24 protein-coding genes and 1 other RNA gene are annotated in these 23,332 nt (G+C 73.0%); 5 read left to right on the plus strand and 20 right to left on the minus strand.

Going from position 1 to position 23,332, the window contains the following annotated elements; all coding sequences use genetic code 11:
* Positions 1-34 precede the first annotated feature (34 nt).
* On the plus strand, positions 35-973 hold the full coding sequence (gene pip / locus ACIQMJ_RS00110) for a prolyl aminopeptidase (protein ID WP_499758813.1): 939 nt from the start codon (positions 35-37) through the stop codon (positions 971-973).
* A gap of 54 nt (positions 974-1,027) precedes the next feature.
* Positions 1,028-1,477: a GNAT family N-acetyltransferase gene (locus ACIQMJ_RS00115; RefSeq protein ID WP_499758814.1), complete on the plus strand. Its 450-nt coding sequence runs from the start codon at positions 1,028-1,030 to the stop codon at positions 1,475-1,477.
* Here ACIQMJ_RS00115 and ACIQMJ_RS00120 read toward each other — a convergent pair.
* From ACIQMJ_RS00120 to ACIQMJ_RS00130, 3 genes are read right to left on the minus strand one after another with little or no spacing between them, the layout of a single operon-like run.
* Entirely contained in the window at positions 1,467-2,222 is a 756-nt protein-coding gene (locus ACIQMJ_RS00120) for a helical backbone metal receptor (RefSeq protein WP_499758815.1), read from the minus strand. The two genes, ACIQMJ_RS00115 and ACIQMJ_RS00120, sit on opposite strands and share 11 nt — an antisense overlap.
* Positions 2,222-2,890 carry an NADPH-dependent F420 reductase gene (gene npdG / locus ACIQMJ_RS00125; RefSeq protein WP_499758816.1) on the minus strand — a complete coding sequence of 223 codons (669 nt, stop codon included), beginning with the start codon at positions 2,888-2,890 and terminating at the stop codon, positions 2,222-2,224. Before npdG ends, ACIQMJ_RS00120 begins: the two co-directional genes overlap by 1 nt.
* Before the next feature lie 7 nt (positions 2,891-2,897).
* Positions 2,898-3,845 (minus strand): TetR/AcrR family transcriptional regulator, encoded by a 948-nt coding sequence (locus tag ACIQMJ_RS00130; RefSeq protein WP_499758817.1) that lies wholly within the window; start codon positions 3,843-3,845, stop codon positions 2,898-2,900.
* A gap of 117 nt (positions 3,846-3,962) precedes the next feature.
* Between ACIQMJ_RS00130 and ACIQMJ_RS00135 the strand changes: the two genes are divergently transcribed.
* Positions 3,963-5,078, plus strand: a complete 1,116-nt coding sequence (locus tag ACIQMJ_RS00135; RefSeq protein ID WP_499758818.1) for an FAD-dependent monooxygenase — start codon at positions 3,963-3,965, stop codon at positions 5,076-5,078.
* A gap of 13 nt (positions 5,079-5,091) precedes the next feature.
* Here ACIQMJ_RS00135 and ACIQMJ_RS00140 read toward each other — a convergent pair whose 3' ends face one another.
* The 10 genes from ACIQMJ_RS00140 to ACIQMJ_RS00185 are packed head-to-tail and all read right to left on the minus strand — an operon-like array spanning position 5,092 to position 14,544.
* Positions 5,092-6,498, minus strand: a complete 1,407-nt coding sequence (locus ACIQMJ_RS00140; protein ID WP_499758819.1) for an RNB domain-containing ribonuclease — start codon at positions 6,496-6,498, stop codon at positions 5,092-5,094.
* A gap of 21 nt (positions 6,499-6,519) precedes the next feature.
* Positions 6,520-6,708, minus strand: coding sequence for a hypothetical protein (locus ACIQMJ_RS00145; RefSeq protein WP_387482949.1), 189 nt, complete (start codon positions 6,706-6,708; stop codon positions 6,520-6,522).
* A 37-nt stretch (positions 6,709-6,745) separates the two neighbouring features.
* Positions 6,746-7,264: a hypothetical protein gene (locus tag ACIQMJ_RS00150; protein WP_499758820.1), complete on the minus strand. Its 519-nt coding sequence runs from the start codon at positions 7,262-7,264 to the stop codon at positions 6,746-6,748.
* A gap of 12 nt (positions 7,265-7,276) precedes the next feature.
* Positions 7,277-8,278: a C40 family peptidase gene (locus ACIQMJ_RS00155; protein ID WP_499758821.1), complete on the minus strand. Its 1,002-nt coding sequence runs from the start codon at positions 8,276-8,278 to the stop codon at positions 7,277-7,279.
* A 1-nt stretch (position 8,279) separates the two neighbouring features.
* The gene (locus ACIQMJ_RS00160; RefSeq protein WP_499758822.1) at positions 8,280-8,888 is read right to left on the minus strand and encodes a hypothetical protein; all 609 of its coding nucleotides are present in this window, start codon (positions 8,886-8,888) and stop codon (positions 8,280-8,282) included.
* Positions 8,888-10,786 carry a hypothetical protein gene (locus ACIQMJ_RS00165; protein WP_499758823.1) on the minus strand — a complete coding sequence of 633 codons (1,899 nt, stop codon included), beginning with the start codon at positions 10,784-10,786 and terminating at the stop codon, positions 8,888-8,890. Before ACIQMJ_RS00165 ends, ACIQMJ_RS00160 begins: the two co-directional genes overlap by 1 nt.
* Positions 10,783-10,953 carry a hypothetical protein gene (locus tag ACIQMJ_RS00170; RefSeq protein ID WP_499758824.1) on the minus strand — a complete coding sequence of 57 codons (171 nt, stop codon included), beginning with the start codon at positions 10,951-10,953 and terminating at the stop codon, positions 10,783-10,785. Before ACIQMJ_RS00170 ends, ACIQMJ_RS00165 begins: the two co-directional genes overlap by 4 nt.
* Positions 10,950-13,766, minus strand: a complete 2,817-nt coding sequence (locus tag ACIQMJ_RS00175) for an ATP-binding protein (protein WP_499758825.1) — start codon at positions 13,764-13,766, stop codon at positions 10,950-10,952. Before ACIQMJ_RS00175 ends, ACIQMJ_RS00170 begins: the two co-directional genes overlap by 4 nt.
* A gap of 25 nt (positions 13,767-13,791) precedes the next feature.
* Positions 13,792-14,265 (minus strand): hypothetical protein, encoded by a 474-nt coding sequence (locus tag ACIQMJ_RS00180; RefSeq protein WP_499758826.1) that lies wholly within the window; start codon positions 14,263-14,265, stop codon positions 13,792-13,794.
* A gap of 3 nt (positions 14,266-14,268) precedes the next feature.
* Positions 14,269-14,544 carry a hypothetical protein gene (locus tag ACIQMJ_RS00185; protein WP_170185127.1) on the minus strand — a complete coding sequence of 92 codons (276 nt, stop codon included), beginning with the start codon at positions 14,542-14,544 and terminating at the stop codon, positions 14,269-14,271.
* Between the two features lie 383 nt (positions 14,545-14,927).
* Between ACIQMJ_RS00185 and ACIQMJ_RS00190 the strand changes: the two genes are divergently transcribed.
* Positions 14,928-15,272, plus strand: a complete 345-nt coding sequence (locus ACIQMJ_RS00190; protein WP_499758827.1) for a ParB family protein — start codon at positions 14,928-14,930, stop codon at positions 15,270-15,272.
* Between the two features lie 65 nt (positions 15,273-15,337).
* On the opposite strand, the gene ACIQMJ_RS00195 is transcribed toward ACIQMJ_RS00190, so the two are convergent.
* A complete protein-coding gene (locus ACIQMJ_RS00195; RefSeq protein ID WP_499758828.1) occupies positions 15,338-16,951 on the minus strand; it encodes a DUF6345 domain-containing protein in 1,614 nt (537 codons plus the stop codon).
* 202 nt (positions 16,952-17,153) lie between these two features.
* Positions 17,154-17,554, minus strand: an RNA gene (gene rnpB / locus ACIQMJ_RS00200) — RNase P RNA component class A.
* Positions 17,555-17,776: 222 nt separating this feature from the next.
* Here rnpB and ACIQMJ_RS00205 point away from each other — a divergent pair.
* Entirely contained in the window at positions 17,777-18,334 is a 558-nt protein-coding gene (locus ACIQMJ_RS00205) for an NAD(P)H-dependent oxidoreductase (protein ID WP_499758829.1), read from the plus strand.
* Here ACIQMJ_RS00205 and ACIQMJ_RS00210 read toward each other — a convergent pair.
* The 5 genes from ACIQMJ_RS00210 to ACIQMJ_RS00230 are packed head-to-tail and all read right to left on the minus strand — an operon-like array spanning position 18,331 to position 23,128.
* Positions 18,331-19,470, minus strand: a complete 1,140-nt coding sequence (locus tag ACIQMJ_RS00210; RefSeq protein ID WP_499758830.1) for a bifunctional RNase H/acid phosphatase — start codon at positions 19,468-19,470, stop codon at positions 18,331-18,333. The genes ACIQMJ_RS00205 and ACIQMJ_RS00210 overlap by 4 nt on opposite strands.
* Positions 19,467-20,204, minus strand: coding sequence for a zinc ribbon domain-containing protein (locus ACIQMJ_RS00215; RefSeq protein WP_499758831.1), 738 nt, complete (start codon positions 20,202-20,204; stop codon positions 19,467-19,469). The genes ACIQMJ_RS00210 and ACIQMJ_RS00215 overlap by 4 nt, the downstream gene beginning before the upstream one ends.
* A complete protein-coding gene (locus tag ACIQMJ_RS00220) occupies positions 20,201-21,043 on the minus strand; it encodes a Nif3-like dinuclear metal center hexameric protein (protein ID WP_499758832.1) in 843 nt (280 codons plus the stop codon). The genes ACIQMJ_RS00215 and ACIQMJ_RS00220 overlap by 4 nt, the downstream gene beginning before the upstream one ends.
* Positions 21,040-22,083 (minus strand): Rv2231c family histidinol phosphate aminotransferase CobC, encoded by a 1,044-nt coding sequence (gene cobC, locus ACIQMJ_RS00225; protein WP_499758833.1) that lies wholly within the window; start codon positions 22,081-22,083, stop codon positions 21,040-21,042. The genes ACIQMJ_RS00220 and cobC overlap by 4 nt, the downstream gene beginning before the upstream one ends.
* Before the next feature lie 40 nt (positions 22,084-22,123).
* Entirely contained in the window at positions 22,124-23,128 is a 1,005-nt protein-coding gene (locus ACIQMJ_RS00230) for a polyprenyl synthetase family protein (RefSeq protein WP_499758834.1), read from the minus strand.
* Positions 23,129-23,332 lie beyond the last annotated feature (204 nt).

The following is a 23,332-nucleotide window of genomic DNA, read 5'->3' on the forward strand; positions in this document are numbered from 1 at the left end:
CCACTCGTCCCGGTCGTCGGGCAGAGTGGTCCGCATGTACCCCGAGATCGAACCGTACGACCAGGGCCTGCTCGACGTCGGCGACGGCAACCGCGTCTACTGGGAGGTGTGCGGCAACCCCTACGGCAAGCCCGTGGTGTTCCTGCACGGCGGCCCCGGCGGCGGCTGCGCGCCCGTGCACCGCAGGCTGTTCGACCCGGCCGCGTACCGGATCGTGCTGGTCGACCAGCGGGGCTGCGGGCGGTCCGTCCCGCACGCGTCCGAGCCGGGCGCGGACCTGTCCGCCAACACCACCTGGCACCTCGTGGCGGACCTGGAGAAGGTGCGCGACCACCTGGGCGTGGACCGGTGGCAGGTGTTCGGCGGGTCGTGGGGGTCGACGTTGGCGCTGGCCTACGCCGAGACGCACCCGGAACGCGTCACCGAGCTCGTGCTGCGGGGCATCTTCACGTTGCGGCGCAAGGAACTCGACTGGTACTACGGCGGCGGCGCGGGGATGTTGTTCCCGGAGCTGTGGGAGCGCGTGGCCTCGCGCGTGCCCGCGGGTGCGGACGTGATCGAGACCTACCACCGGCTGCTGAACGACCCGGACCCGGCGGTGCACGAACCGGCCGCCGTGGCGTGGAGCGTGTGGGAGGGCTCGACCGTCACCCTCCTGCCGCGGCCGGAGCTGGTGGAGGCGTTCGCGCAACCCCGGTACGCGCTGGCGTTCGCCCGGATCGAGAACCACTACTTCCGCCACGCCGGGTGGCTCGAGGAGGGTCAGCTGCTGCGTGACGCGGGCAAGCTGGCGGGCATCCCGGGCGTGATCGTCCAGGGCCGCTACGACCTGGCCACCCCGGCCACGACCGCCTGGGACCTGCACCGGGCGTGGCCGGGGTCGGAGCTGGTGATCGTGCCGGACGGCGGTCACGCGTTCGACGAACCGGGCGTCCTGCGCGCCCTGCTGGCCGCCACCGACCGGTTCAGGTGATCCGGCCCACCGGCGCTTGGACGCGCCGGGCCCGCCATGACCAGACTCCTGTGAATGCGACTGACGAAGGTGACGCCGGACAACGTCCGTGACGCGTGCGCGCTGGAGGTGGAGCCGGGGCAGGAGGACTTCGTCGCGCCCGTGGCGGCGTCCCTGGCGGAAGCCCACGCCCGACCGGACATCGCGTGGCCACGCCTGGTGCTCGACGGTGACCACCTGGTCGGGTTCATCATGGGCGCGTTCGACCCGGCCAACCCGGTCGACTACTTCCGGTGCGGTATCTGGCGGCTGGCCGTCGCAGCAGGCAGGCAGGGCCGCGGTTACGGGCGGTTCGCCGTCGAGGCGTTCTGCGCCGAGGCAGCCGGGCGGGGCTGGGACCGCGTGACCGTGCTGTGGGTGCCGGGGGTCGGCGGGCCGGAGGGGTTCTACCTGCGCTGCGGCTTCACGCCGACCGGGCAGGCGTTCCGCGGTCAGGTGGTGGCCGAGCGGTTCCTCACGGGTTGAGCGCGGCTCGCAGGGCGGTGCGGGCTTGGACCAGGGAGGGGCCGTACCAGGTCAGGTGGCGGCCGGAGACGTGGACCGGGCGCAGGGTCGGGAAGAACTGGGGGCCGTCGTCCGGGGTGAACAGGTACGGCTCGTCCGGCAGGACGACCAGGTCGGCGTCCTGCAGGGCGGGCAGCTCGGGGCGGGGGTAGCGGTCCGGGTGGGTGGCGAAGGCGTTCACCACGCCCAGGCGCAGCAGGACGTCGCCCGCGAACGTGTCGCGGCCCAGGACCACCCACGGCTTGCGCCACACCGGGATCACCGCCCGGGTCCACGGTGGCGTCACGTCGCGCCACAGCCGTTCGGCCTCGACCAGCCAGCCCGGTTCCACGTCCCACGCCGTGCCGAGCAGGCGGCGCAGCGAACCCAGGGCGGCGGGCACGGTGGCGGGTGCGGCGGTGACCCACACCGGGATGCCGTCGGCGCGCAGGCGTTCGACGTCCTCCGGGCGGTTCTCCTCGCTGTTGGCCAGCACGAGGTCCGGTCGCAGCGCCAGCACGCGGTCCACGTCCGGGTACTTGGAACCACCCACCCGGGTCACGTCCAGGTCCGGCGGGTGCGTGCAGTAGTCCGTGGCGCCGATCAGCACGGCCGGGTCGACGGCCTCGGTGACCAGGGCTTCGGTGAGCGACGGCACCAGGCTGACCACGCGCCTGGGCGGGCCGGGCAGCGGGACCGGCTCGCCGAGGTCGTCGACCGGCAGCATCAGATGTCGGTGATCTTCAGGCCGGCGTGCGCCTTGTACCGGCGGTTGATCGCGATCAGGTTCGCGGTGAACGCCTCCACCTGGTGCGCGTTGCGCAGCCGGCCGCCGTAGACGCCGCGGAAGCCCGGGATCGCCTCGGCCAGCGCCCGCACCAGGTCGGTGGCCTCGCGGTCGTCACCGAGCACCAGCACGTCGTTCTCGACCGCCTCGATCGACAGGTCGGCCAGGCTCACCGCGGACACGTGGTGGAACGCGGCCGTGACGCGGGAGTCCGGCAGGAGCGCGGCGGCCTGCTGGGCGGCGCTGCCCTCCGGCACGGGCAGCGCGAACGGGCCCTGCTTGTCGAAGCCGAGCGGGTTCACGCAGTCGATCACGACCTTGCCGCGCAGCGGCTCGCGCAGCGACGCCACGGTGTCGGCGTGCCCGTCCCACGGCACGGCGATCAGCACCACGTCCGCCTGCTCGGCGCAGCCCTCGTTGTCCGCGCCGCTGACGTGCCCGACCCCGGTCTGGGCGCGGACCTCCTCGGCCGCGGCCTCGGCGCGTTCGGCGTTGCGGGAGCCGATGACGACCTTCAAGCCCGCCTTGGCCCACCGCAGCGCCAGGCCCTTGCCCTGCGCACCGGTACCACCCAGGACCCCGACGGTGAGCTCACGAATATCAGTCACCCCGCCATCACATCACATCCGGCCGCCGGTCGAGCCGCAGCGCGAGCCCGTCCAGCAACGAGCGCAACCCCAGCTCGAACAGCTCGTCCAGGTCCAGGTCGTAGCCCTCCTCGGACAGCTCGCCCAGCATCCGCGCGAACGTGGGATAACGCCCCGAACCGGTGATCGCGCCCATCGCCGACGCCTGGGTGTCCATCCACTCGTCCTCCGACAGCCCGGACGCGCCCAGCGCCTGCTGCTCGCGTTCCAGGTGGACGGCGATGCCGTGCACGTAGCTGAAGAACATCACGTGCAGGTCGCACAGCTCGGCGGCGCTCAACCCGAAGCCGTCCAGCGCGGCCAGCGCCCACTCCGCGTGCACGGCCAGGTTCGGCAGCGGGAGCGGCCGGGTGATCGGGCTGAGCTGGGCCAGCCACGGGTGCCGCCGGTACAGCGACCACAGCGTGCGGGCGCACAGCTCCCACCGGGCGCGCCAGCCCTCCGGCGGGCGCGCCGGGTACCCGCGCTCGCCGAACGCCGTGTCGGCCATCAGCACGACCAGCTCGTCCTTGCCCGCCACGTGCCGGTAGGGCGACATCGGCGCGACCCCGAGCCGGGCCGCGACGCCGCGCATGGACAGCGCGCCGAGCCCTTCGGCGTCCGCGATGGCGATGGCCGCGCGCACCACCCGTTCCCGGGTCAGCTCGGGCTGCCGGACGGGACGGGACGGCCGGGTGACGTGCGCCGGGCGGGGCGTGCGGCGGTCGGCGACCACCGTGCCCGAGCGCGGTTCGGCGCGGACCAGGCCCTCCTGGGCCAGGGTGGCGAGCGCCTTGGCCGCGGTGGCCATCGCGACGCCCCACTCGGCGGCGATCCGGCGGGTGGAGGGCACCTTCGCACCCGGTGGCAGCTCGCCCCGCTCGATGCGCCGCCGCAGGTCGTCGACGATGCCCAGGTAGCGCGGTCCGGTCGGCACACCCACCTCCTGTGCTGGTACAGATCCGCATCTGTACCAGGTCAGTTTTGGCTGTTTTCCCTGTACTGCTGCACTGTGGTCAACGTACACGTACAGCGTCTTCAGAGGGAGAACACCATGCGGAACGTGCTGATCTCGGGCGCCGGCGTCGCCGGCTCGGCCCTGGCCCACTGGCTGCGGCACCACGGCTTCTCGGTGACGGTGGTGGAACGCGCGCCCGGCCCGCGCGAGGGCGGCCAGGCCGTCGACATCCGCGGCGTCGCGCTCGACGTCGTGGACCGGATGGGGCTCGGCGAGCGGGTGCGGGCCGCGCGCACCCGGATGCGCGGGATGTCCGTGCTGGACGGCGAGGGCAACGAGCTGTTCCGGTCCGAGGAGCGCGTGCTGAGCAGCGGCCGGTTGGACGGCGAGGACGTCGAGCTGCTGCGCGAGGACCTGGTCGCGATGCTGCACGACGTCACCGCCGGCCGGGTCGAGCACGTCTTCGACGACCGGATCACCGCGCTGCGGCAGGAGGAGCACGGCGTCGAGGTGGAGCTGGCGCGCGGCGGCTTCCGCACGTTCGACTTCGTGATCGGCGCGGACGGCGCGCACTCGACCGTGCGGCGGCTCGCGTTCGGGCCGGAGGAGCGGTTCGCCACGCACCTCGGCCAGTACCTGGCGATCTTCCCGACGCCGAACTTCCTCGACCTCGACAACTGGCAGGTGTGGTTCCAGGACGCGGCCTCCGGCGCGGGAGGCGCGGTCTACCCGGTGCGCGACAACGCCGAGCTGCGCGTCACCCTCGGCTTCACGTCCGAGCCGGTGGCCTACGACCACCGCGACGTCGCGCAGCAGAAGCGGATGACGGCCGAACGCCTGGCGGGCGTGGGTTGGCAGGTGCCCACCCTGTTGCGGGAGATGGCCGACGCGCCCGACTTCTACTTCGACTCGATGGCGCAGATCCACATGGACCGCTGGACGACCGGCCGGGTCGCGCTGGTCGGGGACGCGGGCTACTGCGCCTCGGCCCTGTCCGGCCAGGGCACCAGCCTCGCGCTGGTCGGCGCGTACGTGCTGGCGGACGAGCTGGGCCGGGCAGGTGACGACCACGCCGCGGCGTTCGAGACCTACGAGCGCCGGCTGCGGCCGTTCGTCGCGCTCAACCAGGCGCTCGCCACCGAGAACCCGGCCGGTCCGCCCGCCGAGGAGTCGGTCGAGCGGGCCAAGCACGCGATCACGCTGGACGCGTGAGGCGACCCCGGCGTCACAGCCGTTCGAAGACGACCTTGCGCCGCTCGGGATCGGCCTGCACCAGGCGCACCGCGATCCGCTCGCCCTCCGGCAGGCCCTCCCCCGTGCAGCGGCCCATCACGGGCGGCTGGGTGACGAAGACGTCCGCGCCGTTGGCGTCGGCCCGCAGCACGACCGCCTCGAACTCCTGCCCGACCCGGTCGGCCAGCACCCACGCCTCGACCTGGTCCAGGCACGCCCGGTCGACCTTGCCCGCCAGGGCGTCCGACCCGCCCATCAGGCCCGGCAGCAGCGGCAACGCCTCGGTCAGCCACGCCGGCACGTCCTGCCCCGCCGTCACGGCCAGGCACACCTCGGTGGCGAAGCGGTCCACCAGCCGGCGCAGCGGCGCGGTCACGTGCGTGTAGGGCGAGGCCAGGCCGGCGTGCGTGGACACCGCGGGCACCTCGCCGTTGAACGCGGTGTAGCCCGCGCCGCGCAGCAGCCGGGTCGCGTCGACGAACAGCGCCAACGCCTCCGGGCGGCTCGGGTCCAGGCCCGCGAGCAGCCGCGACGGCGTCACGCCCGCCGGCCACGGCACGCCCAGCGCGTGCGCGGACCGCCGCAACGCGTCCACCGCGCCGTCGTCCGCGTCGGGCAGCGTGCGCAGCACACCGACCTTCGCCGCCAGCATGAGCTTGGCCGCCGACATGCCGGTGAGCAGGGAGATCTCCGCGTTCCAGGCGTCGACGTCGGCCCGCGGCCGGACCGCGAGCTTCCAGTCGCCGTCACCGTTGGGCACGATCTCCTGCTCCGGCAGCTGGAGCTCGACCGCGCCGCGCTCGACCGCGCGCTCCCGCCGCAACCGGCCGAAGTCGGGCAGCGCCTCGATCGACGGGTGCGGCGTGCCCGCGTCGAACTGCGCCTGCACGGTCTCGTAGTCGAACTGCGCGGTCGAGCGCACCACGGCCCGCCGCACCCGGACCTCGGTCGGCTCGCCGTCCGGCCCGCACTCGAACGTCCACAGCACCGACGGCCGCGTCTGCCCCGGCAGCAGGCTCGCCGCGCCCTCCGACAGCACCGGCGGGTGCAGCGGCACGTTGCCGTCGGGCAGGTACAGCGTCTGGCCGCGCTTGCGCACCTCGGCGTCCAGCGCGCCGCCGGGCACCACGAACGCGCCCAGGTCGGCGATCGCGTAGTGCACCCGGAACCCCGACCCGACCCGCTGCACCAGCAGCGCCTGGTCCAGGTCCTTCGCGCCGGGCGGGTCGATCGTGACGAACGGCAGGTCCGTCGCGTCCTCGCGGCCCGCCAGGCCCACGTCGCGCGACACCGCCGCCTGCGCCTCGGCCAGCGCGGCGGCCGGGAACTCGTCGGGCAGGCCGAACTCGGTCCGGATGCCGCCGAAGTCCAGGTCCGCTCGGTCGGTGCGGATCACCATGGGGTGCACCCTAAGCCGGCCTCAGCCCTTGCCCCACTCCTTATCGGCCTTGTCCTCGGCTTTCGTCCGCTCGCGCGCCAGCTCCAGCGCGCGCTGCGCCGTGGCCTCGTCCGGGTAGGGGCCCATGCGGTCCCCGCCCCGGCAGCCCACACCGCGCTCGACCGTCCGGTGGGTCAGGCAGTAGTACCAAGCGTTCGGGTCAGAAGCCATGCACCCAGGTTTCCATGCGCCGCAGCGCATGTCATGTTCACCGCGGGGGCGGCTGCACGGGGAGCGGGCCCGACTGCGGGTAGCTGGGCTGCGGCACCACCGGCGGCTGGGGGAAACCGCGCGGCGGCGTGTTCTGGTTGGCGTTGGCGAACTCGCCCGGGATCGGGTCGAGCACCGACACCAGCACCGTCCGGTGCTCCGGGTCGGTGATCACCGCGCCGCTGCGGTCCCGGTAGACCAGCTCGCCGTCCACGTCGATCTCCACGATCGCGCCGACCTCGGCGAGCTGGTCCTCGTCCAGGTCGACCAGCCGCTCCACCCGCGACGGCACGACCCGGTACACCGGCCAGTTCAGGTGCGCGTACGCGCGGTGGAAGTCGGCCAGCAGGTGCGCCATCTGCTGCTGCCACGGCAGCGGCATCGCCTCGACCAGCGACCGCGGCAGCACCGCGTACGACTGGTCCGTGCCCGGCGGTCGGGTGTTGAGGTAGTCCCGCGTCGGCGTGCTCGACGCGGGCGGACCCGCGTGCCGCTGGATGGGTTCGTGGTTGAACACCGTCGCGCCTCCCTACACGCCCGGCCGGACGGCCAGCGGCATCAACTCGTGGTAATCCCAGTTGATCTTGCTGATCTTCACCACGTCACCGGTCTGCGGCGCGTGGATGTACTCGTCGTTGCCCAGGTACATGGCCACGTGGTGGACGGTGACCGGGTTGGCCGGGTTCGTCGCCCAGAAGATCAGGTCACCGGCCTTGGCCTCGCGCACCGGCAGGTACGCGCCACCGGCCATGTACTGGTCGTTCGCCACGCGCGGGATCTTCACCCCGGCCGCCGCGAACGCCTTGACCAGGATGCCGGAGCAGTCCCACGCGTCGGGCCCGTTGCCGCCCCACAGGTACGGCTCGCCGAGCTGCTGCTTCGTGAACTCGATCGCGGTGCCCGCGGCGTTGGACGCGAGCAGGTAGTCGCCGACGCTCTCGCCGCACCCGGCCGGGTCGCTGACGTCGCCCTCCTGCCCGATCAGGAACGCCGCCATCGCCTCCCACTTGTGGTACCGGTCGGGGAACGCCGACCGCTCCACGTCCTGCGCCGAGTCGCCGGGCCGCTGCTCCTGCCAGTCCGGCAGCTTCAGCAGCACGTCGTAGAACTTGTTGATCGCGTACTCGGGGTCGGTGACCTGCTGCGGCGTGCCCCAGCCCATCGACGGGCGCATCTGGAAGATGCCCAGCGAGTCGCGGTCGCCGTAGTCCAGGCTGCGCAGCCCCGACTCGGTCATGCCCGCCTGGATCGCGATCTGCCACGCCAGCGGCGGCAGCTCGCGCTTGCGGCCGATCGAGATGATGTTCGCGACGGTGGTGCGCTGCTCGTCGCTGAGGCGGTCGGCGTCACCGCGGCCCTTGGCCTCGCCGCCGCCCTCCCACGGGCCGATCGAGGCGTTGCAGCTCGCCATGCGGATGCCGGCGGCTTCCTCGGTCGGGGTGTTCTCGTTGAGCACGGTCGACACGCCGTTGGTGACGGTCACCGCGACCACGGCCACCACCGCGACGACCACGAGCCCGATCTTCAGCATGTCACCCCACCTTGTCGAACTCGTGCACGCGCCAGCCCTCGGGAAGCTTCACCACGGTCACGACGAGCTTGCCGTCCTCCAGCTGGGCCTCGAACTCCGCCGAATCGGTGAACGACTTGATCGGCTTGACCGGCTGGTCGATCACCACCGGCACGTTCGCGGGCTCCACCGACTCCAACCGGGGGAACAGCTCGTCGGACGTGTGCGGCTTGAGCCCGGACAGCCACTTCTCCTTCGTGGTCTTGCCGGGTTGGAACGCGCCGAACGCGTCGACCCACATGTCGGCCACCAGCTGCGCGTTCGCGTTGACCGGCGCGGAGCTGGGCGCGGCCGTGGGGCTCGGCGCCTTCGTCGGCAGCGGGGTGGAGGTGACCGTGGGCAGCACCCCGACCTGGTTGCCGCCGCCGCTGCCGGTCGTGGCGGTGGACGTGGTGCCCGCCGTGCCGCCGCCCGGCCGCGGCTTGATCGCGTTCGGGATGACCACGCTGATCGTGGTGACCACGACGACCACCCCGACGATCGTCGTCACCAGGTGCCGGGGCGAGCGCAACGGCCAGCCCCACAGGCGTCGGTACACGGCCGCCCGGCCGCGGTTGGTTCGGATCGGCATCAGCTGTCCCTGACCTCAAGCCCGCGTGACGGCCGGTAGATCACGTGGACCTGCCGTCCCGCCACGACCTCCGTCTCGGCGCGCCGCGGCCCCGGAACCGAGGTCGGCGCGTCGACCACCCGCCCGTTGACCCGTGACGGCACGAGCACCGCGTCGTCCACCCGGTCGTAGTTCCGATCGGCGATGGGCGGCGCGTCGACCACCCGGGACCGCCCGGACGGCAACGCCGCCGGCGCACCGGCCCCACCGACGGGCAACGCCGCCCGCCCCGCACCGACCCCGCTGCCCAGCTCGCCGACGCTGTTCCCGGCCCGGTCCAACCGCTGCGCCGCGGCCGCCACCGGGTTGGCCGCCTCGGGCCGCACCCTGCGCCGATCCCGCTGCGGCACCTCGACCCCGTCCGGATCGGTGTCGCGCACGGTGTCCCAGAACTCGTCCTGCGGCGAGGGCCCTTCCTTCTTCTTCCGCAACCTGGACAGGATCCCGCCGCGCATGGGCAGCGCGTTGCTCGCCGAACCGATGGACATCTCGACCATCTGCCACATCCGGCGCATCGGCTTGCCGACCATGAAGCACACCAGCGTGAGCATCAGGCCCAGCAGCGCCTTGGTGAGCAGCGTCAGGCCCGTGGCGTTGAAGATCGCCTGGAGCAGCAGCGCGTGCGTGCCCGCGAGGACGGCCAGCACCAGCACGTTGAACACGGTCACGGCCGCCGCGCGGGCGACCTTGCGCAGCAGGTCGTGGTGCAGCAGCGCGACCAGGCCGATCAGCGGGCCGGCCAGCGTGAGCACCCGCAGCAGCAACTGCGCCAGCAGCACCGCCGCCTTGGCGAAGAGCTGGAACAACGAGAACGCGACCGCTTGCAGCAGCGACAGGAACCCGGCGCCGGTGCGACCGCCGTCCTCGCCGCTGAAGTAGCCCTTGGTCGGGCCCAGCTGCGCGTAGATGTTCTTGTACTCGGCCTTCTTGGCGTCGAGCGCGGCCTGGTCGCCGTCCTTGTGCTCGGCCAGCTCCTGCACCGTCCACGCCTGCGCGGCCAGCAACCGCGGCCCGAAGTCGTTCGCCTGCGGCGCCTCGGGCGAGCCGAACTCGCCGCGCAGCCAGCTCTGGTAGACCACGGTGTGGTGCAGCTGCGAGGGCAGCTTGTCCAGCGTGTCCTGGCCGGCGTCCACGTCGATGAACCCGGCCTGGATCTCCGAGGTCTTGGTGACCAGGGTGGTGTCGAGGAAGTTGTAGAACTGCGGCAGCGCCAGGGTCGAGGTCGCCAGCCACATCGCGGCCAGCGCCCACAACCCGCGCTTGCTGATCGAGGCCAGGTCGCCCTGCCAGATCTGGCGGAACATCAGCACCGCCAGGATCAGCGCGACCAGGCCGAACCAGCGCAGGTAGACGTTGTCGTAGACCTTCTGGACGCCGGTCTTCACCGCCTCGTCCAGCGGTTGCAGCAGGCCCTGGCCGACGACCGTGTAGTGCAGGGCGTTCGTCGCGCCGACGATGTTCTTGCCGACGTTGAACAGCTCGTTGCCCATCCAGGTGTCCAGCACCGGGGTGGCGTTGGGCACCAGGCACTTCTCCTGGTAGGTGTGCCAGACCATGCCCGCGTACCCGTGGTTGAGGTACGGCGTGTTCGGCAGGCCGTTGCCGATCGGCGGGTCGATCGCGCCGACCATGCCCGAACCGGGCCGCTCCGGGTTGGGCGCCTCACCGCAGGGCGCGGCGCTGGCGGGCGTGGCGCCGATGACGATCTGCAGACCCATGATCGCCACCACCACGGCCATCGCACGCCACCGGGCGCGCGCCGGACGGCCGTGCGCCTCGGCGTGCTCTTGCGCGTGTCTGAACCGCCGTCGCGCGTAGAGCGCGACGGCGACCAGCGCCACCAGGAGGAGAGTGCTCATGCGGACACCTCACGGGCGCTCGGCGTGGCACGAGCGGAGAACGTCGGGTCGTCGGCGAGCGGACCGGCGTGCGCGCCGGGCACCGCGAGGTGTGACCGCGCGCCCGGCCGGCGCTCGGCGCGGCGAGCGCCGAACGCGGTGCGCGAGTGGTTCGCGAGCCCGCTCATGCGCTGCCTTCCCGGCCCGGTCGGCGGTTTCCTCCCTCGCCGTGCGCCGAGTCGACCAGCTCGTCGGTCAGGCCGACTTCCAGGTCGGCGGCCAGCTCGTCGTCGTACTCGTCGGTGTACTGCTCGGCGTGCGAGAACGGGTCCTGCGGGGGTGAGGAGACCTCCACCTCGGTGGACTCGCCGCCGTCGCGCAGCGCGTCCGGGGTGGTGTCGAGGGCGTTGCGCAGGTGTTCCAGGTGCGGCCCGGAGAAGTCGATGCGGATCCGCTCGACGCCGCCCGCGCCGTCGCCGAAGATGAACTGGCGCGGTGCGCGGTCGCGTTCGACGTTGGTGCGCACGCCGCCCGGACGGCGGCCCAGCGAGGCCACGACCTGCTCGTAGCCCGCCCCGACCGGGACCTTCAGCAGCCGCAACGCGTCGGCCTGGGCCTGGTCGTCGTCCAACCGGCCGACGAACACCGAGTCGAGCAGCGTCACGAAGCCCTGGATCTTGAGGAAGTCCGCCGGGATCTGCGACGACAGCAGCACGCGGACGTTCCACTTGCGGGAGTCGCGGGCGAAGCGGTTCATCAGCACGCGACCCGTCGGCACCTCGGACAGGAAGAACGCCTCGTCGATCCAGACGCCCTTGCGCAGGTCCTTCGGCCGCTCGTAGATCGAGCGCTGGGTCAACCACGCGGCCAGGTTCAGCATCTCCACGCCGAGCGCTTCCGCGTCCGTCCAGTGCTCGCGGCCGACGCCGTCCTTCGGCAGGTTCAACCCCGCCATGGTCAGCACGGTCAGCCGGTCGTCCCGCGCCTCGTCGTACGGGTCCAGGTCCTGCTCGGGGATGAGCAGCGACATCCGCTCCCGCATCTCGTCGAGGAAGTCCGCGACGACGACGGCGTGCTCGTGGTGCTCCGACGCGTCGCGCCGCAACGCCTCGAACACCATGCCGGGGTGCGCGTCGGGCCGGCCGCCGACCGTGCGGACCGCGCGCAGCAGCACGATCCGGGTCTGCGGCAACCGGGACACCTCGTAGGGCAGCAGGCCGGACAGCACGTCCAGCACCAGCCGACGCCGGGTCGCCGCGGCCAGCGCGCGTTCCCGCCGCCACGCCCGCTCCGCGTCCTCCTCGTCCATGAAGTGGTCCAGCTGCGGCTCGGCCACCACCCGGTACGGGTTGAGGATGCCCGCCTGCGCGTTGAGCAGGTTGATCGGCCGGGCGTACGGCTTGAGCTCGGGCAGCTCGCACAGCGCCGCCAGCGGCCCGGACGGGTCGAGCAGCGTCCAGTGCGCGCCCGCCCGCAACGTCTTGTAGACGATGCCGCCGCCGAGGAACGACTTGCCCGCGCCCAGCCCGGCGACCATCGCGGTCAGGCCGGACGAGTCGCGCAGCTCCTGCGCCATCCACGGGTCCCACGCCACCGGCCGGCGGGTCGCGGTCACCGTCTCGCCCAGCAGGATGCCGCGCCGGTCGCCCACCTCGGCGGTGGCGGTCGGGACGGCGGACGCCGCCCACAGCACCGAGCCGCGCCGCAGGTAGGCCGACGACGACAGCGGCTCGCCCGGGATGAACTCCCGCGCGATCGCGTACTGCGCCTCCGGGTGCTCGATCGCCACCTTCGGCTTGTAGAGGTCGAGCAGGCCCTGGGCCAGCCGCAGCGCCTCGCGCTCGGTCGGCCCGGACACCGCGAGCCGCCACCAGCTGCGAACCCGCGTGCCCAGCGCGGTGAAGCCCGACGTCATCTCGTCGTCGATCTCCAGCACCCGGGACGCCTGCCGGGCCAACGACTGCGGCGGCTCCAGCTCGTGCTCGTCGGTGTAGTGGCGCACCTGCGAGCGGACCTTGCTCATCTGCCGCTGGAGCTCGCCGGACACCTCTTCGGGACGCCGGACGTAGATCCGCGCCGACCACTCCACGGCGGCCGGCAGCCGGTCCGAGCGCTGCACCCACGGGTCGTCCTGCTCGGGGATCTGCAAGCCGTGCATCAGGCCGACGGTGAGCACGGCGACGTGCCGCTTGATGCCCGCGTTCGACCCGGTGCGACCGCGCACGGTGACCGTCGGCGAGTAGGGCTCCTGGTGGAAGTCGGCCGCGTCGGTGAACGACGCCAGGTCCTCGGGCTCCCACGGCGCGCCGGGCACGGCGGGCAGGTTGCGCGGCGCGGGCAGGCCCAGCGAGCACGACCGGTGCATCAGCCAGGACATCTCCTCGGCCGTGGCCGGGCGCCCTTCGAGGCCGGCGGAGCCGATCACCTGGTCGAGGTGGTCGATCTCGGACTCGATCGCGACCAGCTCGGCGTCCACCGCGTCCGGGAAGACCCTGCGCAGCACCGGGGCGGCGCGCTCGACCGCGCGGTCCATCATGTTGCGGGTCTGCACCTGGACGCCGAGGTAGACCTCCTTCTCGGCCATCGACCGGCCCATCAGCTGCTGCTGCTCGCCGACCATGTAGTCGTCGAAGCTCAGCGTGCCGGGGGTGTCCGGGAGCCGGCGCACGGCGTTGTGCACGTGCGCCTCGGCCCACATCCGGATCGGGTACGGCCGGTTCGTCACGCGCAGGTGCATCCAGCGGCCCTGCAGCTCGGCGTACTGGCCCGCGATCGCCGCGATCAGGTCCTGGCGCTGCGAGTCCGACCGGAACGACCAGCGCTGCGGCGCGAGCCGGTACCAGGCGTAGACCTCCTGGCCGGTGCGCAGCAGGTGGCCGTCGATGCTGCGGGCGGCGATCGACGGTGTGTAGCTCGGCACGGACTGCTCGCCCGGCAGGCGGCGGCCGCGCTTGCTGTAGACCTTGCGGTCGTCGCGCGCCGCAGCCGCGTGCTGGGCCACGTGCGCAGCGGATCGTCGGTCACGGTCACGCCGGCGTCCGAACACCGCGCACCTCCTTCTGACGGCGGTCTTGCTGCCTGCGGTGCTGGGATCGGGTGGCGGCGCTCGCGCGTTTCGCCCCCTTTTTGTGACGCTTGCGGGGACGTTGGGAGGACACCCGGATCCGCGCGGCGCTGGCCGCGCCGCCCCGGCCCGTGGTGGTCTCCCGCGGCGCGGTCAGCTCGCGCACCCACATCGCCAGGACCGACGACAGCGGGCGCTCGTGGCTGATCCGCGAGCAGATGAACCTGGTCAGGGCGATCGTGATCACGAAGCCCCAGCCGGTGTTGATCACGTCGAAGCCGAAGCCGACCTGCCGCTGGACGGCGGTGACCAGCAGGAAGACCACGATGCCGACACCCCAGGCGACGTACCGCGCCCGCCAGGGGAAGGTTGCTTTGGGCGGGCCGAGCCAGACGGCGTCGACCCGGTAGACCTCGTCGTCAGTGCGTACCCGCAAGGGTCACCCGCCGGTGAACAGGCCGGCGATCCACTGGCCGATGTTGGCGCCCGCGTTCGTGGTGACGGCCAGACCGATGATCGCCAACGCGATGATGACGCCGCCCAGGCGGCGCATGACCCCGGCGTTGTCGCCCTTGCCTCCGCCGAGCCAGAGCAGCAGCAGCGCGACGGTGAGCAAGAGGAGGGGAACCAGGTTGTCGAGGATCCACTGGCGCACCCCGCCTGTGCCCAAAGCGGGCGGCTGCTGGGCGAGTGTTACCAGGGTCATGGCGGTCATCTCGTACTCCTGAGTACGCAGGACTTCGCCGGGCGGGCCGAGGGGTGCCCGTCCGGTTGGTGCGCTATCGAGTAGAACACGTCTTCGTCACGAGGTGTATCGGTCGGCTAGCGGTCGGTAGATCAAGAACCGTTCCCCTGGCAGTCGATTACGTCTAATCTGACCACAGACATCATGGTTGGGGGCGAGCCGGTGGAGAACCGACGTCCCCGGATTCTCCCGATTGCTGAGATAGTTCACCCGACTGCGAACCCCCTGGTCACGCACTGTGTGCACGACCTCCAGCCCTCTCCACACCGGTCGCGCCGACTCCCCCGTCCGGCCGAGCGACGGGCACCCGAACGGTCCGCACGCCGGAGTGACGACGCCGAGGAGGCTCGCTGATGACCAAGCCGCCCGAGGCCGTGCCCGAACCATCCGGAGGGGTGAACGAAATCACCGTCTCCGTGACCGTCTCGGGCAGTGATCAGGTTACCGGTGAGGACCGGCAAACCGGGCGGCGGGTGCAGCGGACGGTGAACTTCGACCAGGACGTGCTGGAGCGGGCGCGGGCCGCGGCGACCTACCTGGCGGCCTACGAGGCGGACGCCGGCGTGCGCAGCCTGGCCGACATCGTCAACCCGGCGGTCGAGGCGTACGTGGCCGAGCTGGAGCGCCGCTACAACGGCGGCGCGGCGTTCCGGCCGGTGTTCCGGATGCCCCCGGGCCGCCCGTCCCGCCGCGCCTGAAGCGCGCCGCGGGGCCCCTTCCCACCCCCAGGTGCGGAAGGGACCCCGTGCTCACGCGGGTCGGGTCAGCTCATGCCCGAGATCCGCCACCAGCCGTGGGTCGGCAGCGTGTCCGGGCCGACCGCGCCCTTGTTCCAGAAGTAGTCGTTGAAGTTGGCCAGGCCGCCGCCGCCGATCGCGCCCATGGTCGCCCACCGCACCGACGCGGGCTGGGTGTCGATCGACGCCTGGGCCCACGCGTCGCGGACCTTCATCGGCTTGTTCCACCACAGGAACGGCGTCCGCACCAGGTAGTTCGCGAACTTCCCGCCGTGCACGGCGCTGTGGTATGAGACGGTGTCGAAGCTGTTGATCTGGTGCAGCCCCCGGAACGCCTGGCCCCAGCGCGCCGCCCAGCTCTGCCCGCCCGACGTGCCCTGGAGGATCGAGCAGGTGAACAGGCTCATCCACTCGACGTCCTTGTTGCCCCAGCGCGCCTCGTCCTTGGACAGGAACGTGTCGGTGTTGCTGCTGCACCCGGCGAAGGAGAAGCCGTTCGGCGAGCCGTGACCCTGCCAGTAGGTCATGTCGACGTCGTCGGCGTAGAGGTGGTCCTGGCCGCCGGGGAACACCGGGTCCTTGAAGTCCCGCTCCCAGGCGTTGTGGTTGACCCAGCTGAACTGCACCGGCACGCCCGCGGCGGTGAACCGGTTGTTGAACGTGCTCAGGTTGTTCGCCGTCCACGGCAGGCCGGAGCACGGGCCGGTGCCCTCGCTGCCGACGTCGACCCGCCACGTCCACTGCGGGGTGAACGCGCCCTCCTCGCGCGGCGGGTCCACCGGGCCGGGCTCCGGCAGCCGCGCGTCCACGGCCGCGCCGACGATCACCGACTGCACGGCCGCGCCGTCGGAGTTCACGCCGTCGCAGCGCAACCCGGGCTCCAGCTTCTCGACCTTCTCGGCCAGCGGCGGCGCCTCGTACACGTAGGCCACGCCGGTCGGCCGCACGCTCTGGCCGAACACCTTGGCGCACCGCTCGCGGCCCTCGTCCAGCGTCAGCACGGGCACGCTGCCGACCTTGACCACCTCACGGGTGGCGTGGGTGAGGCCCGCGACGGCGCCCTGGCCGTCGAACGCGATCCGCAGCTTCGCACCCGGACCCTCCAGCGGCACGCCGTCGAGGGTGAAGGCGAACGACACCGCGGTGTCCAGCGGCGCGGTGGCGACGGCCTTCTGGTTGGCGTCGACGACCTCGAACGTCGTCTGGCCGGCCGTCGGGGTGGCGTTGGCGGGCAGCAGACCCGCCCCGCGCAGGGATTCGAGGGCGCGCTTGGTGGCGTCCTCGGCGGGGATGGCGCGCAGGCGTCTCAGGGACTCGACGTCGAGCGCCGTCTGGGTGGTCTCGCCGCCTTCCTCGTCCGGCTTGCCCGCGCCCAGGTCGAGACCGGGCACGCGCAGGTAGGTCGACTCGTCGGCGAACGCCACCGAGCCGTCCTCGGCGAGCTGGACGTCCTTCAGGCCGAACGCGCGTTGCAGGGCGGCGGCCTGGTCCTGGGTGAGCCCGGTGGACCGGACCCCGTACACCGGCAGTTCGGCGGCGGCGGCGGCCGTGGCGGTGGCGGCGCTCCCCGTGATCGCCGCCGCCCCCAGCAGACCGGTCAGGGCGAGCCAGGTGCCGGCTCGCCTCGTGGTGGTGGACATGTGGTTTCCCTCCTCGTGGTGACCGCGGGGCAGGGCCCGTGGTCTGCGGGGAGGAAGCGCGCCGGCCGGCGTTGATACCGACAACCACTCGAACGGCCTCATTCGTGTAACACCCGTGGCAGGCAAGGGATGTATAGGCGGGCGCATGCGCCTCACGGGCCGTCGAGGACCAATGGGTGCGCCCGAATGGGCCGAAAAGGGGCGGATGAGCCGGCATGTAAGCCGGATTCTGTTCCCGGGCGCCTCGCGGCGGTCCCGTTCGGCGGCCATCCATCTCGGCCTGCCGTTGCCGACAGGCTCTTGCGGCCTACCCGCAGGCATCGGACGGGCCGCCCTCGATCGCCTGCGCAGGTGCCCTGGGGCACCCTCTTGGCCTTGCTCCGGGTGGGGTTTACCTAGCCGTCCCCGTCACCGGGGACGCTGGTGGTCTCTTACACCACCGTTTCACCCTTACCCCGGCTCGCGCCGGGGCGGTCTGTTCTCTGTGGCACTGTCCCGAGGGTCGCCCCTGGTTGCCGTTGACAACCACCCTGCCCTGTGGAGTCCGGACTTTCCTCGGCGACGGCGCTCTCGCACCGCCGACGCGGCCGCCCTGCCGACTCATCCGCACCACCAGCCTACCGGCGCGCTTCCCAGGCAGTGGAACCAGGGCGGCGGAACCTTGTCGCGATGTGGGCGTGCTGCTCTACTCGAAAGCATGCCAGGAATCGCGGTGCTCACCCGCCGCCGGCACGTCGACTTCGGCCGCACCGCCGCCGCGATCTGTTGTCGCTGACAGTTTTTACCTCGCACTCCGAGCCTTTTCGTGAAAGGTGTCAGCGACCCATGTCGTCCATTCTGGTGATTTCCGGCGGCCCGTCCCCGACGTCCCGCACCGGCGTCCTCGTCTCGCACGTCGAGGGCCTGCTGGTCGACGCCGGGTACGAGGTGCGCACCCTGCACGTGCGGCAGCTCCCGACGTTGCCGCTGCTCACCGAGGACCTGCGGGACCCCGAGATCGGTGACGCGGTCGCCGCCGTGCTGCGCGCGGACGGGATCGTGGTGGCCAGCCCGGTCTACCGGGCGGCCTACAGCGGGCTGGTGAAGGCGCTCGTCGACCTGTTGCCGAAGAAGGCGTTGCGCGGCCGGGTGATCCTGCCGCTGGCGACCGGCGGCAGCCAGGGTTTCCTGGTCGCGATGGACTACGCGTTGAACCCGCTGCTCGCCGGGAAAGGCGCGGACTCGGTGCTGCGCGGCGAATTCGTGCTGGACCCGGACATCGAGGGCGGGACCATCGCGCCGAAAGCCGCCGAGGCGGTGCGCGGCGCGGTGGACCGGTTCGCGCTGGCGCTGGAGGACGCCCGGTTCCGGCGGGAGCGCACCCGGCTGCGCCCCGCCGGCTAGCCCAGGTGCGAGGTGTCGTTGACCAGCCGCACGGACGCGTGGCCGTCGGGGTAGAACTCGACCACCGACAGCGACGCGAGGTCCAGGTGCAGCCGGAACAGCAGCGACGGGCCGACGTCCAGGGCCATCCGCAGCAGGCACTTGATCGGCGTGACGTGGCTGACCACGACGACGTTCGCGCCGCCGAAGCGGGACACGATCGCGTTGCGGGCTCGTCGCACCCGGTGGTGCACCTGGTCGAAGCTCTCACCGCCGGGCGCGGGCACGGACGGGTCGCCGAGCCAGCGCCGGTGCACGTCGGAGTCGCGCTCGGCGGCCTCGGTGAACGTGAGGCCCTCCCACGCACCGAAGTCGGTCTCGATCAGGTCGTCGTCCCACGACAGCTCGGCCCCGGTGGCGGTCGCGACGGCCCGCGCGGTCTCCCGCGCGCGGCCCAGCGGCGAGGACACGACGGCGGTCAGGCCGTCGACCTTGGCCAGCCGGCGGGCGGCGGCCTCGGCCTGGCCGCGGCCGACGTCGGTGAGCGGAGGGTTGCCGCGCCCGGAGTAGCGGCGGGCCACCGACAGCTCGGTCTGGCCGTGGCGCAGCAGGTACAGCCGGGTCGGCTCGCCGGTCGCGCCGGTCCACGAGACCGGTGACTGGGTCGCCGCGTCCGCCTGCTGCGGCTCGGGCCGGGCGGGCTCGGCCTTCTCCGCCTGCGCCTTGTCCGCCCGAGCCTGCCCCGCCCGCGACACGCCCGCCTGCTCGTCCATCGCCCGGTTCGCCAGCCGGTCGGCGCGCTGGTTGCGCTCGCGCGGGATCCACTCGTAGCCCACCCGGTCGAACGCCGCCGCGACCTCCCGCGCCTGCGCCACCAGCGGCTGCATGGACGGGTGCTTGACCTTCCACCGGCCGGACATCTGCTCGACCACGAGCTTGGAGTCCATCCGCACGTCCACGACGGACGCGCCGAGCTCCGCCGCCGCCCGCAGCCCGGCGATCAGCCCCTGGTACTCGGCGACGTTGTTGGTGGCCACGCCGATGCCGGCCGACCGCTCGGCCAGCACCTCCCCCGACCCGTCGAGCACGACCGCGCCGTACCCGGCGGGCCCGGGGTTGCCGCGCGAGCCGCCGTCGGCCTCGACGACGACCCTCACAGCCCCGATTCCCCGGTGCGCACCATGATCGCGCCGCACTCCTCGCACTGCACGACCTCGTCCGCCGCGGAATCCTTGACGTTCGCGAACGCGTTGCGGTCCAGCTCGATGCGGCACGCGCCGCAGCGCCGCGACTGCAACAGCGCCGCGCCGATGCCCTTGTGCGCCCGCACCCGGTCGTAGAGCGCGAGCAGCGGCGCGGGGAACTGGCCGGTCATCCGCTCGCGGTCGGCGGTGCGCTTGGACTCGGTCGACTCCAGGTCGGCCAGCGCGCTGTCGCGGCGGCGTGCCGCGTCGGACAGCGCCTCCTGCGCCTTGTCCAGCGCGACCCGGGCGTGCTGGATGTCGGCCTCGACGGCCTCGCGGCGTTCCATCAGCTCCAGCAGGTCGTCCTCCAGCGCGCCGCGGCGGCGGCCGAGGGTGGCCAGCTCGTGCTCCAGGTCGGTGAGCTGCTTGGCGCCCACGGAGCCGCCCTGGAGCAGCTTGCGGTCGCGCTCCTCGCGGGCGCGGACCTGGTCGATCTCGGTCTCCTGCCGCTTGACCTCGCGGTTGAGGTCGCCCAGGGTCGTCTCGATCGTGGTCAGCGCGTCCTGCTTGGCGCGGAGCTGCTTCTCGGCCTCGGCGATCTCCGCGATCTCGGGCAGCGTGCGGCGCCGATGGGTGACGCGCGACAGTTCGGCGTCGACCTGGGCGAGGTCGAGCAGCCTGCGCTGCACGGCGGGATCGGCTTTCACTGTGGGCCTCTCATCTGGGGTGCTCCTGTTCGGCTCGTCACGCCGACGGTCCACGGGTCGGTCCGGCGGGTCGAGACGAGGACTTCGACGGTACCGCCGAGGGCGGTGCGCACGACGTGCGCCGCCTGCTCGCACCACGGCCACTCACTGGCCCAGTGCGCCACGTCCACCAGCGCCGGTCCGCCGGCGGCCAGGTGCTCGCCCGCCGGGTGGTGGCGCAGGTCCGCGGTGACGTAGGCGTCCACGCCCGCGCGCGCCGCGACGGCCAGGTAGCTGTCGCCCGCGCCGCCGCACACCGCGACCCGCCGGACGGGCCGGTCCGGGTCGCCCGCCGCGCGCACGCCCCACGCCGTGGCGGGCAGGGCGTCGGCGACGCGCCGGGCGAAGTCGCGCAGCGGTTCGGGGCGGTCCAGCTCGCCGATCCGGCCGATGCCGGTGGCGGGGTCGTGGTCGGCGGGCACCAGCGGGCCGGTCACGCGCAGGCCGACGGCCTCGGCGAGGGCGTCCGAGACGCCGGGGTTGGCCGCGTCGGCGTTGGTGTGGGCGGTGTAGAGGGCGACGCCGGCGCGGATGAGCCGGTGCACCAGCCCGCCCTTCGGGTCGTCGGCGGGCACGCCCGTGACGCCGCGCAGCATCAGCGGGTGGTGCGCCACCAGCAGCTGCGCGCCCACCTCCAGCGCCTCGTCCACTGTGGACTCGACCGGGTCGACGCAGAACAGCGCCCTCGACACCGGTTCGGCGCGGTCGCCGCAGACCAGGCCGACGGCGTCCCAGGACTCGGCGGTGGCGGGCGGGTAGGCGGCCTCCAGGGCGGCCAGCACGTCCCCGAGCGTGGTCACAGCTCCTCCAGCACGACTCGCAGCGCGTCCACCAGCAGGGCGAACTCCTCCGGCGCGCGGACCGCGACCCGCAGGTGGTCGGGGGTCAGCCCGGGGAAGGTGTCACCGCGCCGCACCGCGATCCCCTTGCCCCGCAACGCTTCCCGCACCCGCGGGCCGTCCGGCACGCGCAGCAGCGCGAACGGGGCGTCCGGCGGCACCACCACCAGGTCGCCCAGCAGCTCGACGGCGTGCGCGGTGTGCTCCCGCGCCTCGCGCGCCAACGCCTCGGCCTCCGCCACGGCCGACGGCTCGCAGCACGCCGTGACGGCCTCCAGCACCAGGCTGCCCACCGGCCACTGCGGCCGGGGCAGCGCGAGCTTCGCCAGCAGCTCCGGCGCGCCGAGCAGGTAGCCCGCGCGCAGGCCGGCCAGGCCCCACGTCTTGGTCAGGCTGCGCAGCACCAGCAGGCCGGGCAGGTCGGCGCGGCCCGCCAGCGACTCCGGCTCGCCCGGCACGGTGTCGGCGAACGCCTCGTCCACCACCAGCACCCGGCCCGGCCGGCTCAGCGACGCCACGACGTCGGCGGGGTGCAGCACGGACGTCGGGTTGGTCGGGTTGCCCAGCACCACCAGGTCGGCCTCGTCGGGCACCAGGTCGGGCCGCAGCCCGTAGCCGTCCTCGGGCCACAGCTGCACCCGCTGCACGGGCACGCCCGCGTCCCGCAACGCCACCTCGGGCTCGGTGAACGACGGGTGCACGACCGCCGCCAGGCACGGGTGCAGGTTCGGCAGCAGCGCGAAGCCCTCCGCGGCGCCGTTGAGGACCAGCACCTCGTCGGGGTGGCGGCCGTGCCGCGCGGCGACGGCGGCGCGGGCGCGTTCGTCGGCGGCGGCGGCCGGGTAGGAGCCGAGGTCGTCGAGGGCGGCGGCCAGCCGGTCGCGCAGCCACGCGGGCGGCGCGGGCACCCGCACGTTCACCGCGAAGTCCACGAGTCCGGGCGCGGCGTCGACGTCCCCGTGGTGGCGCAGCAGCGCCCGGCCGGAATCCTGGCTGGTCATCGCCGCGAGTCTAGGCGATCTGCGCCGGCCGGCCCGCGCTCTACCCCATCTGGGAGCAAGCCCAGTCCAGGTACGCGCCGGGCAGCTCCCGCAGGATGCCCAGCGCTTCCGACTCGGGCAGGTCCGGCAGCGCGCGCACGGCCTGCGCCGCCAGCGCCGTGCAGTGCTCGATCGTGTCGGCGACCAGGCTGGTCCGGCGCAGCTCGGCCAGCAGCCCGGCCAGCTCGGCGTCGGTCAGCTCACGTCCGCGCCGGGCCAGCAGTTCGCGCTGGTCGTCGGTCAACGCCCGCAGCAGCGGGAACGTGTAGACGCCCTGGCGGATGTCGTTGCCGACCGGCTTGCCCAACCGCTGGGAGGTGGACGCGAGGTCCAGCAGGTCGTCCAGGACCTGGAACATCAGCCCGAACAGCGCGCCGAAGCGGGCCATGGCGGCGGTGGTCGCCTCGTCGGCGTCGGCGCAGTGCGCGGCCAGCACGCAGCCGACCTCGAACAGCGCACCCGTCTTCAGCTCGATGGACCGCAGCGCGTTCTCCGGGCTGCGGTGCGCGTCGTAGAGGTCGACGACCTCCAGCACCTGGCCCTCGACCAGGTCGGTCACGGCTTGGGCGAGCCTGCTCGCGGCGAACGGCGAGATCCGGTCCAGCGCGGCCTGGCTCGCGCGGGCCAGCATGAAGTCGCCGACCAGCACGGCGGGGCCGGTGCCCCAGTCGGCGTTGACCGTGCGCACGCCGCGCCGTTCCTCGGCGTCGTCCATCAGGTCGTCGTGCACGAGCGAGCCGGCGTGCAGCAGCTCGACGCAGGCGGCGGCGGTGACCGCCTTGTCGGTGATCCGACCGGACACGGCCAGCGAGCCCGCCAGCACCAGCACCGACCGCAGCCGCTTGCCCCCGGCCGCGGTGATGCGGCCGGAGTGGGCGTTCACGATCGGCAGCGACGACGACGTCGCCAAAGCCTGGATCTCGTCCTCCACCCTCGGCAGCGCGAGGGCGAGCGCCGGCATGGTCGGCATGGTCGACTGCGGCTCGTTCGACTGCACTGTGGACACGGGGTGATCGTCCCGCGACCCACCTGAGAGGCCGCTGAGACGGCCTAGAGCATCGAGGCGGCGACCGCGAAGAACAGCAGCGCGAGGCTCAGCACCAGGTGCGCGGGCGAGGGAGTTTCATACCTCCCGGCACGGCAGAGCGACGGTTCGGTCACCACGCGTCGCCGACCTCTCGGTGAAGCCGACGCACCGGACATGTGCGCG

The organism is Actinosynnema sp. NPDC091369 (genome assembly GCF_044757065.1).
GTDB lineage: Bacteria > Actinomycetota > Actinomycetes > Mycobacteriales > Pseudonocardiaceae > Actinosynnema.

Bases quoted from the DNA above. Each gene is read 5' to 3' on its own strand.
- ACIQMJ_RS00145 (WP_387482949.1), bottom strand. From the start codon at position 6,708: ATGGCTTCTGACCCGAACGCTTGGTACTACTGCCTGACCCACCGGACG.
- pip (WP_499758813.1), top strand. From the start codon at position 35: ATGTACCCCGAGATCGAACCGTACGACCAGGGCCTGCTCGACGTCGGC.
- cobC (WP_499758833.1), bottom strand. From the start codon at position 22,083: ATGACCAGCCAGGATTCCGGCCGGGCGCTGCTGCGCCACCACGGGGAC.
- ACIQMJ_RS00195 (WP_499758828.1), bottom strand. From the start codon at position 16,951: ATGTCCACCACCACGAGGCGAGCCGGCACCTGGCTCGCCCTGACCGGT.
- ACIQMJ_RS00170 (WP_499758824.1), bottom strand. From the start codon at position 10,953: ATGAGCGGGCTCGCGAACCACTCGCGCACCGCGTTCGGCGCTCGCCGC.
- ACIQMJ_RS00135 (WP_499758818.1), top strand. From the start codon at position 3,963: ATGCGGAACGTGCTGATCTCGGGCGCCGGCGTCGCCGGCTCGGCCCTG.
- ACIQMJ_RS00185 (WP_170185127.1), bottom strand. From the start codon at position 14,544: ATGACCGCCATGACCCTGGTAACACTCGCCCAGCAGCCGCCCGCTTTG.
- ACIQMJ_RS00115 (WP_499758814.1), top strand. From the start codon at position 1,028: ATGCGACTGACGAAGGTGACGCCGGACAACGTCCGTGACGCGTGCGCG.
- ACIQMJ_RS00155 (WP_499758821.1), bottom strand. From the start codon at position 8,278: ATGCTGAAGATCGGGCTCGTGGTCGTCGCGGTGGTGGCCGTGGTCGCG.
- ACIQMJ_RS00190 (WP_499758827.1), top strand. From the start codon at position 14,928: ATGACCAAGCCGCCCGAGGCCGTGCCCGAACCATCCGGAGGGGTGAAC.
- ACIQMJ_RS00120 (WP_499758815.1), bottom strand. From the start codon at position 2,222: ATGCTGCCGGTCGACGACCTCGGCGAGCCGGTCCCGCTGCCCGGCCCG.
- ACIQMJ_RS00205 (WP_499758829.1), top strand. From the start codon at position 17,777: ATGTCGTCCATTCTGGTGATTTCCGGCGGCCCGTCCCCGACGTCCCGC.
- ACIQMJ_RS00140 (WP_499758819.1), bottom strand. From the start codon at position 6,498: ATGGTGATCCGCACCGACCGAGCGGACCTGGACTTCGGCGGCATCCGG.
- ACIQMJ_RS00160 (WP_499758822.1), bottom strand. From the start codon at position 8,888: ATGCCGATCCGAACCAACCGCGGCCGGGCGGCCGTGTACCGACGCCTG.
- ACIQMJ_RS00165 (WP_499758823.1), bottom strand. From the start codon at position 10,786: ATGAGCACTCTCCTCCTGGTGGCGCTGGTCGCCGTCGCGCTCTACGCG.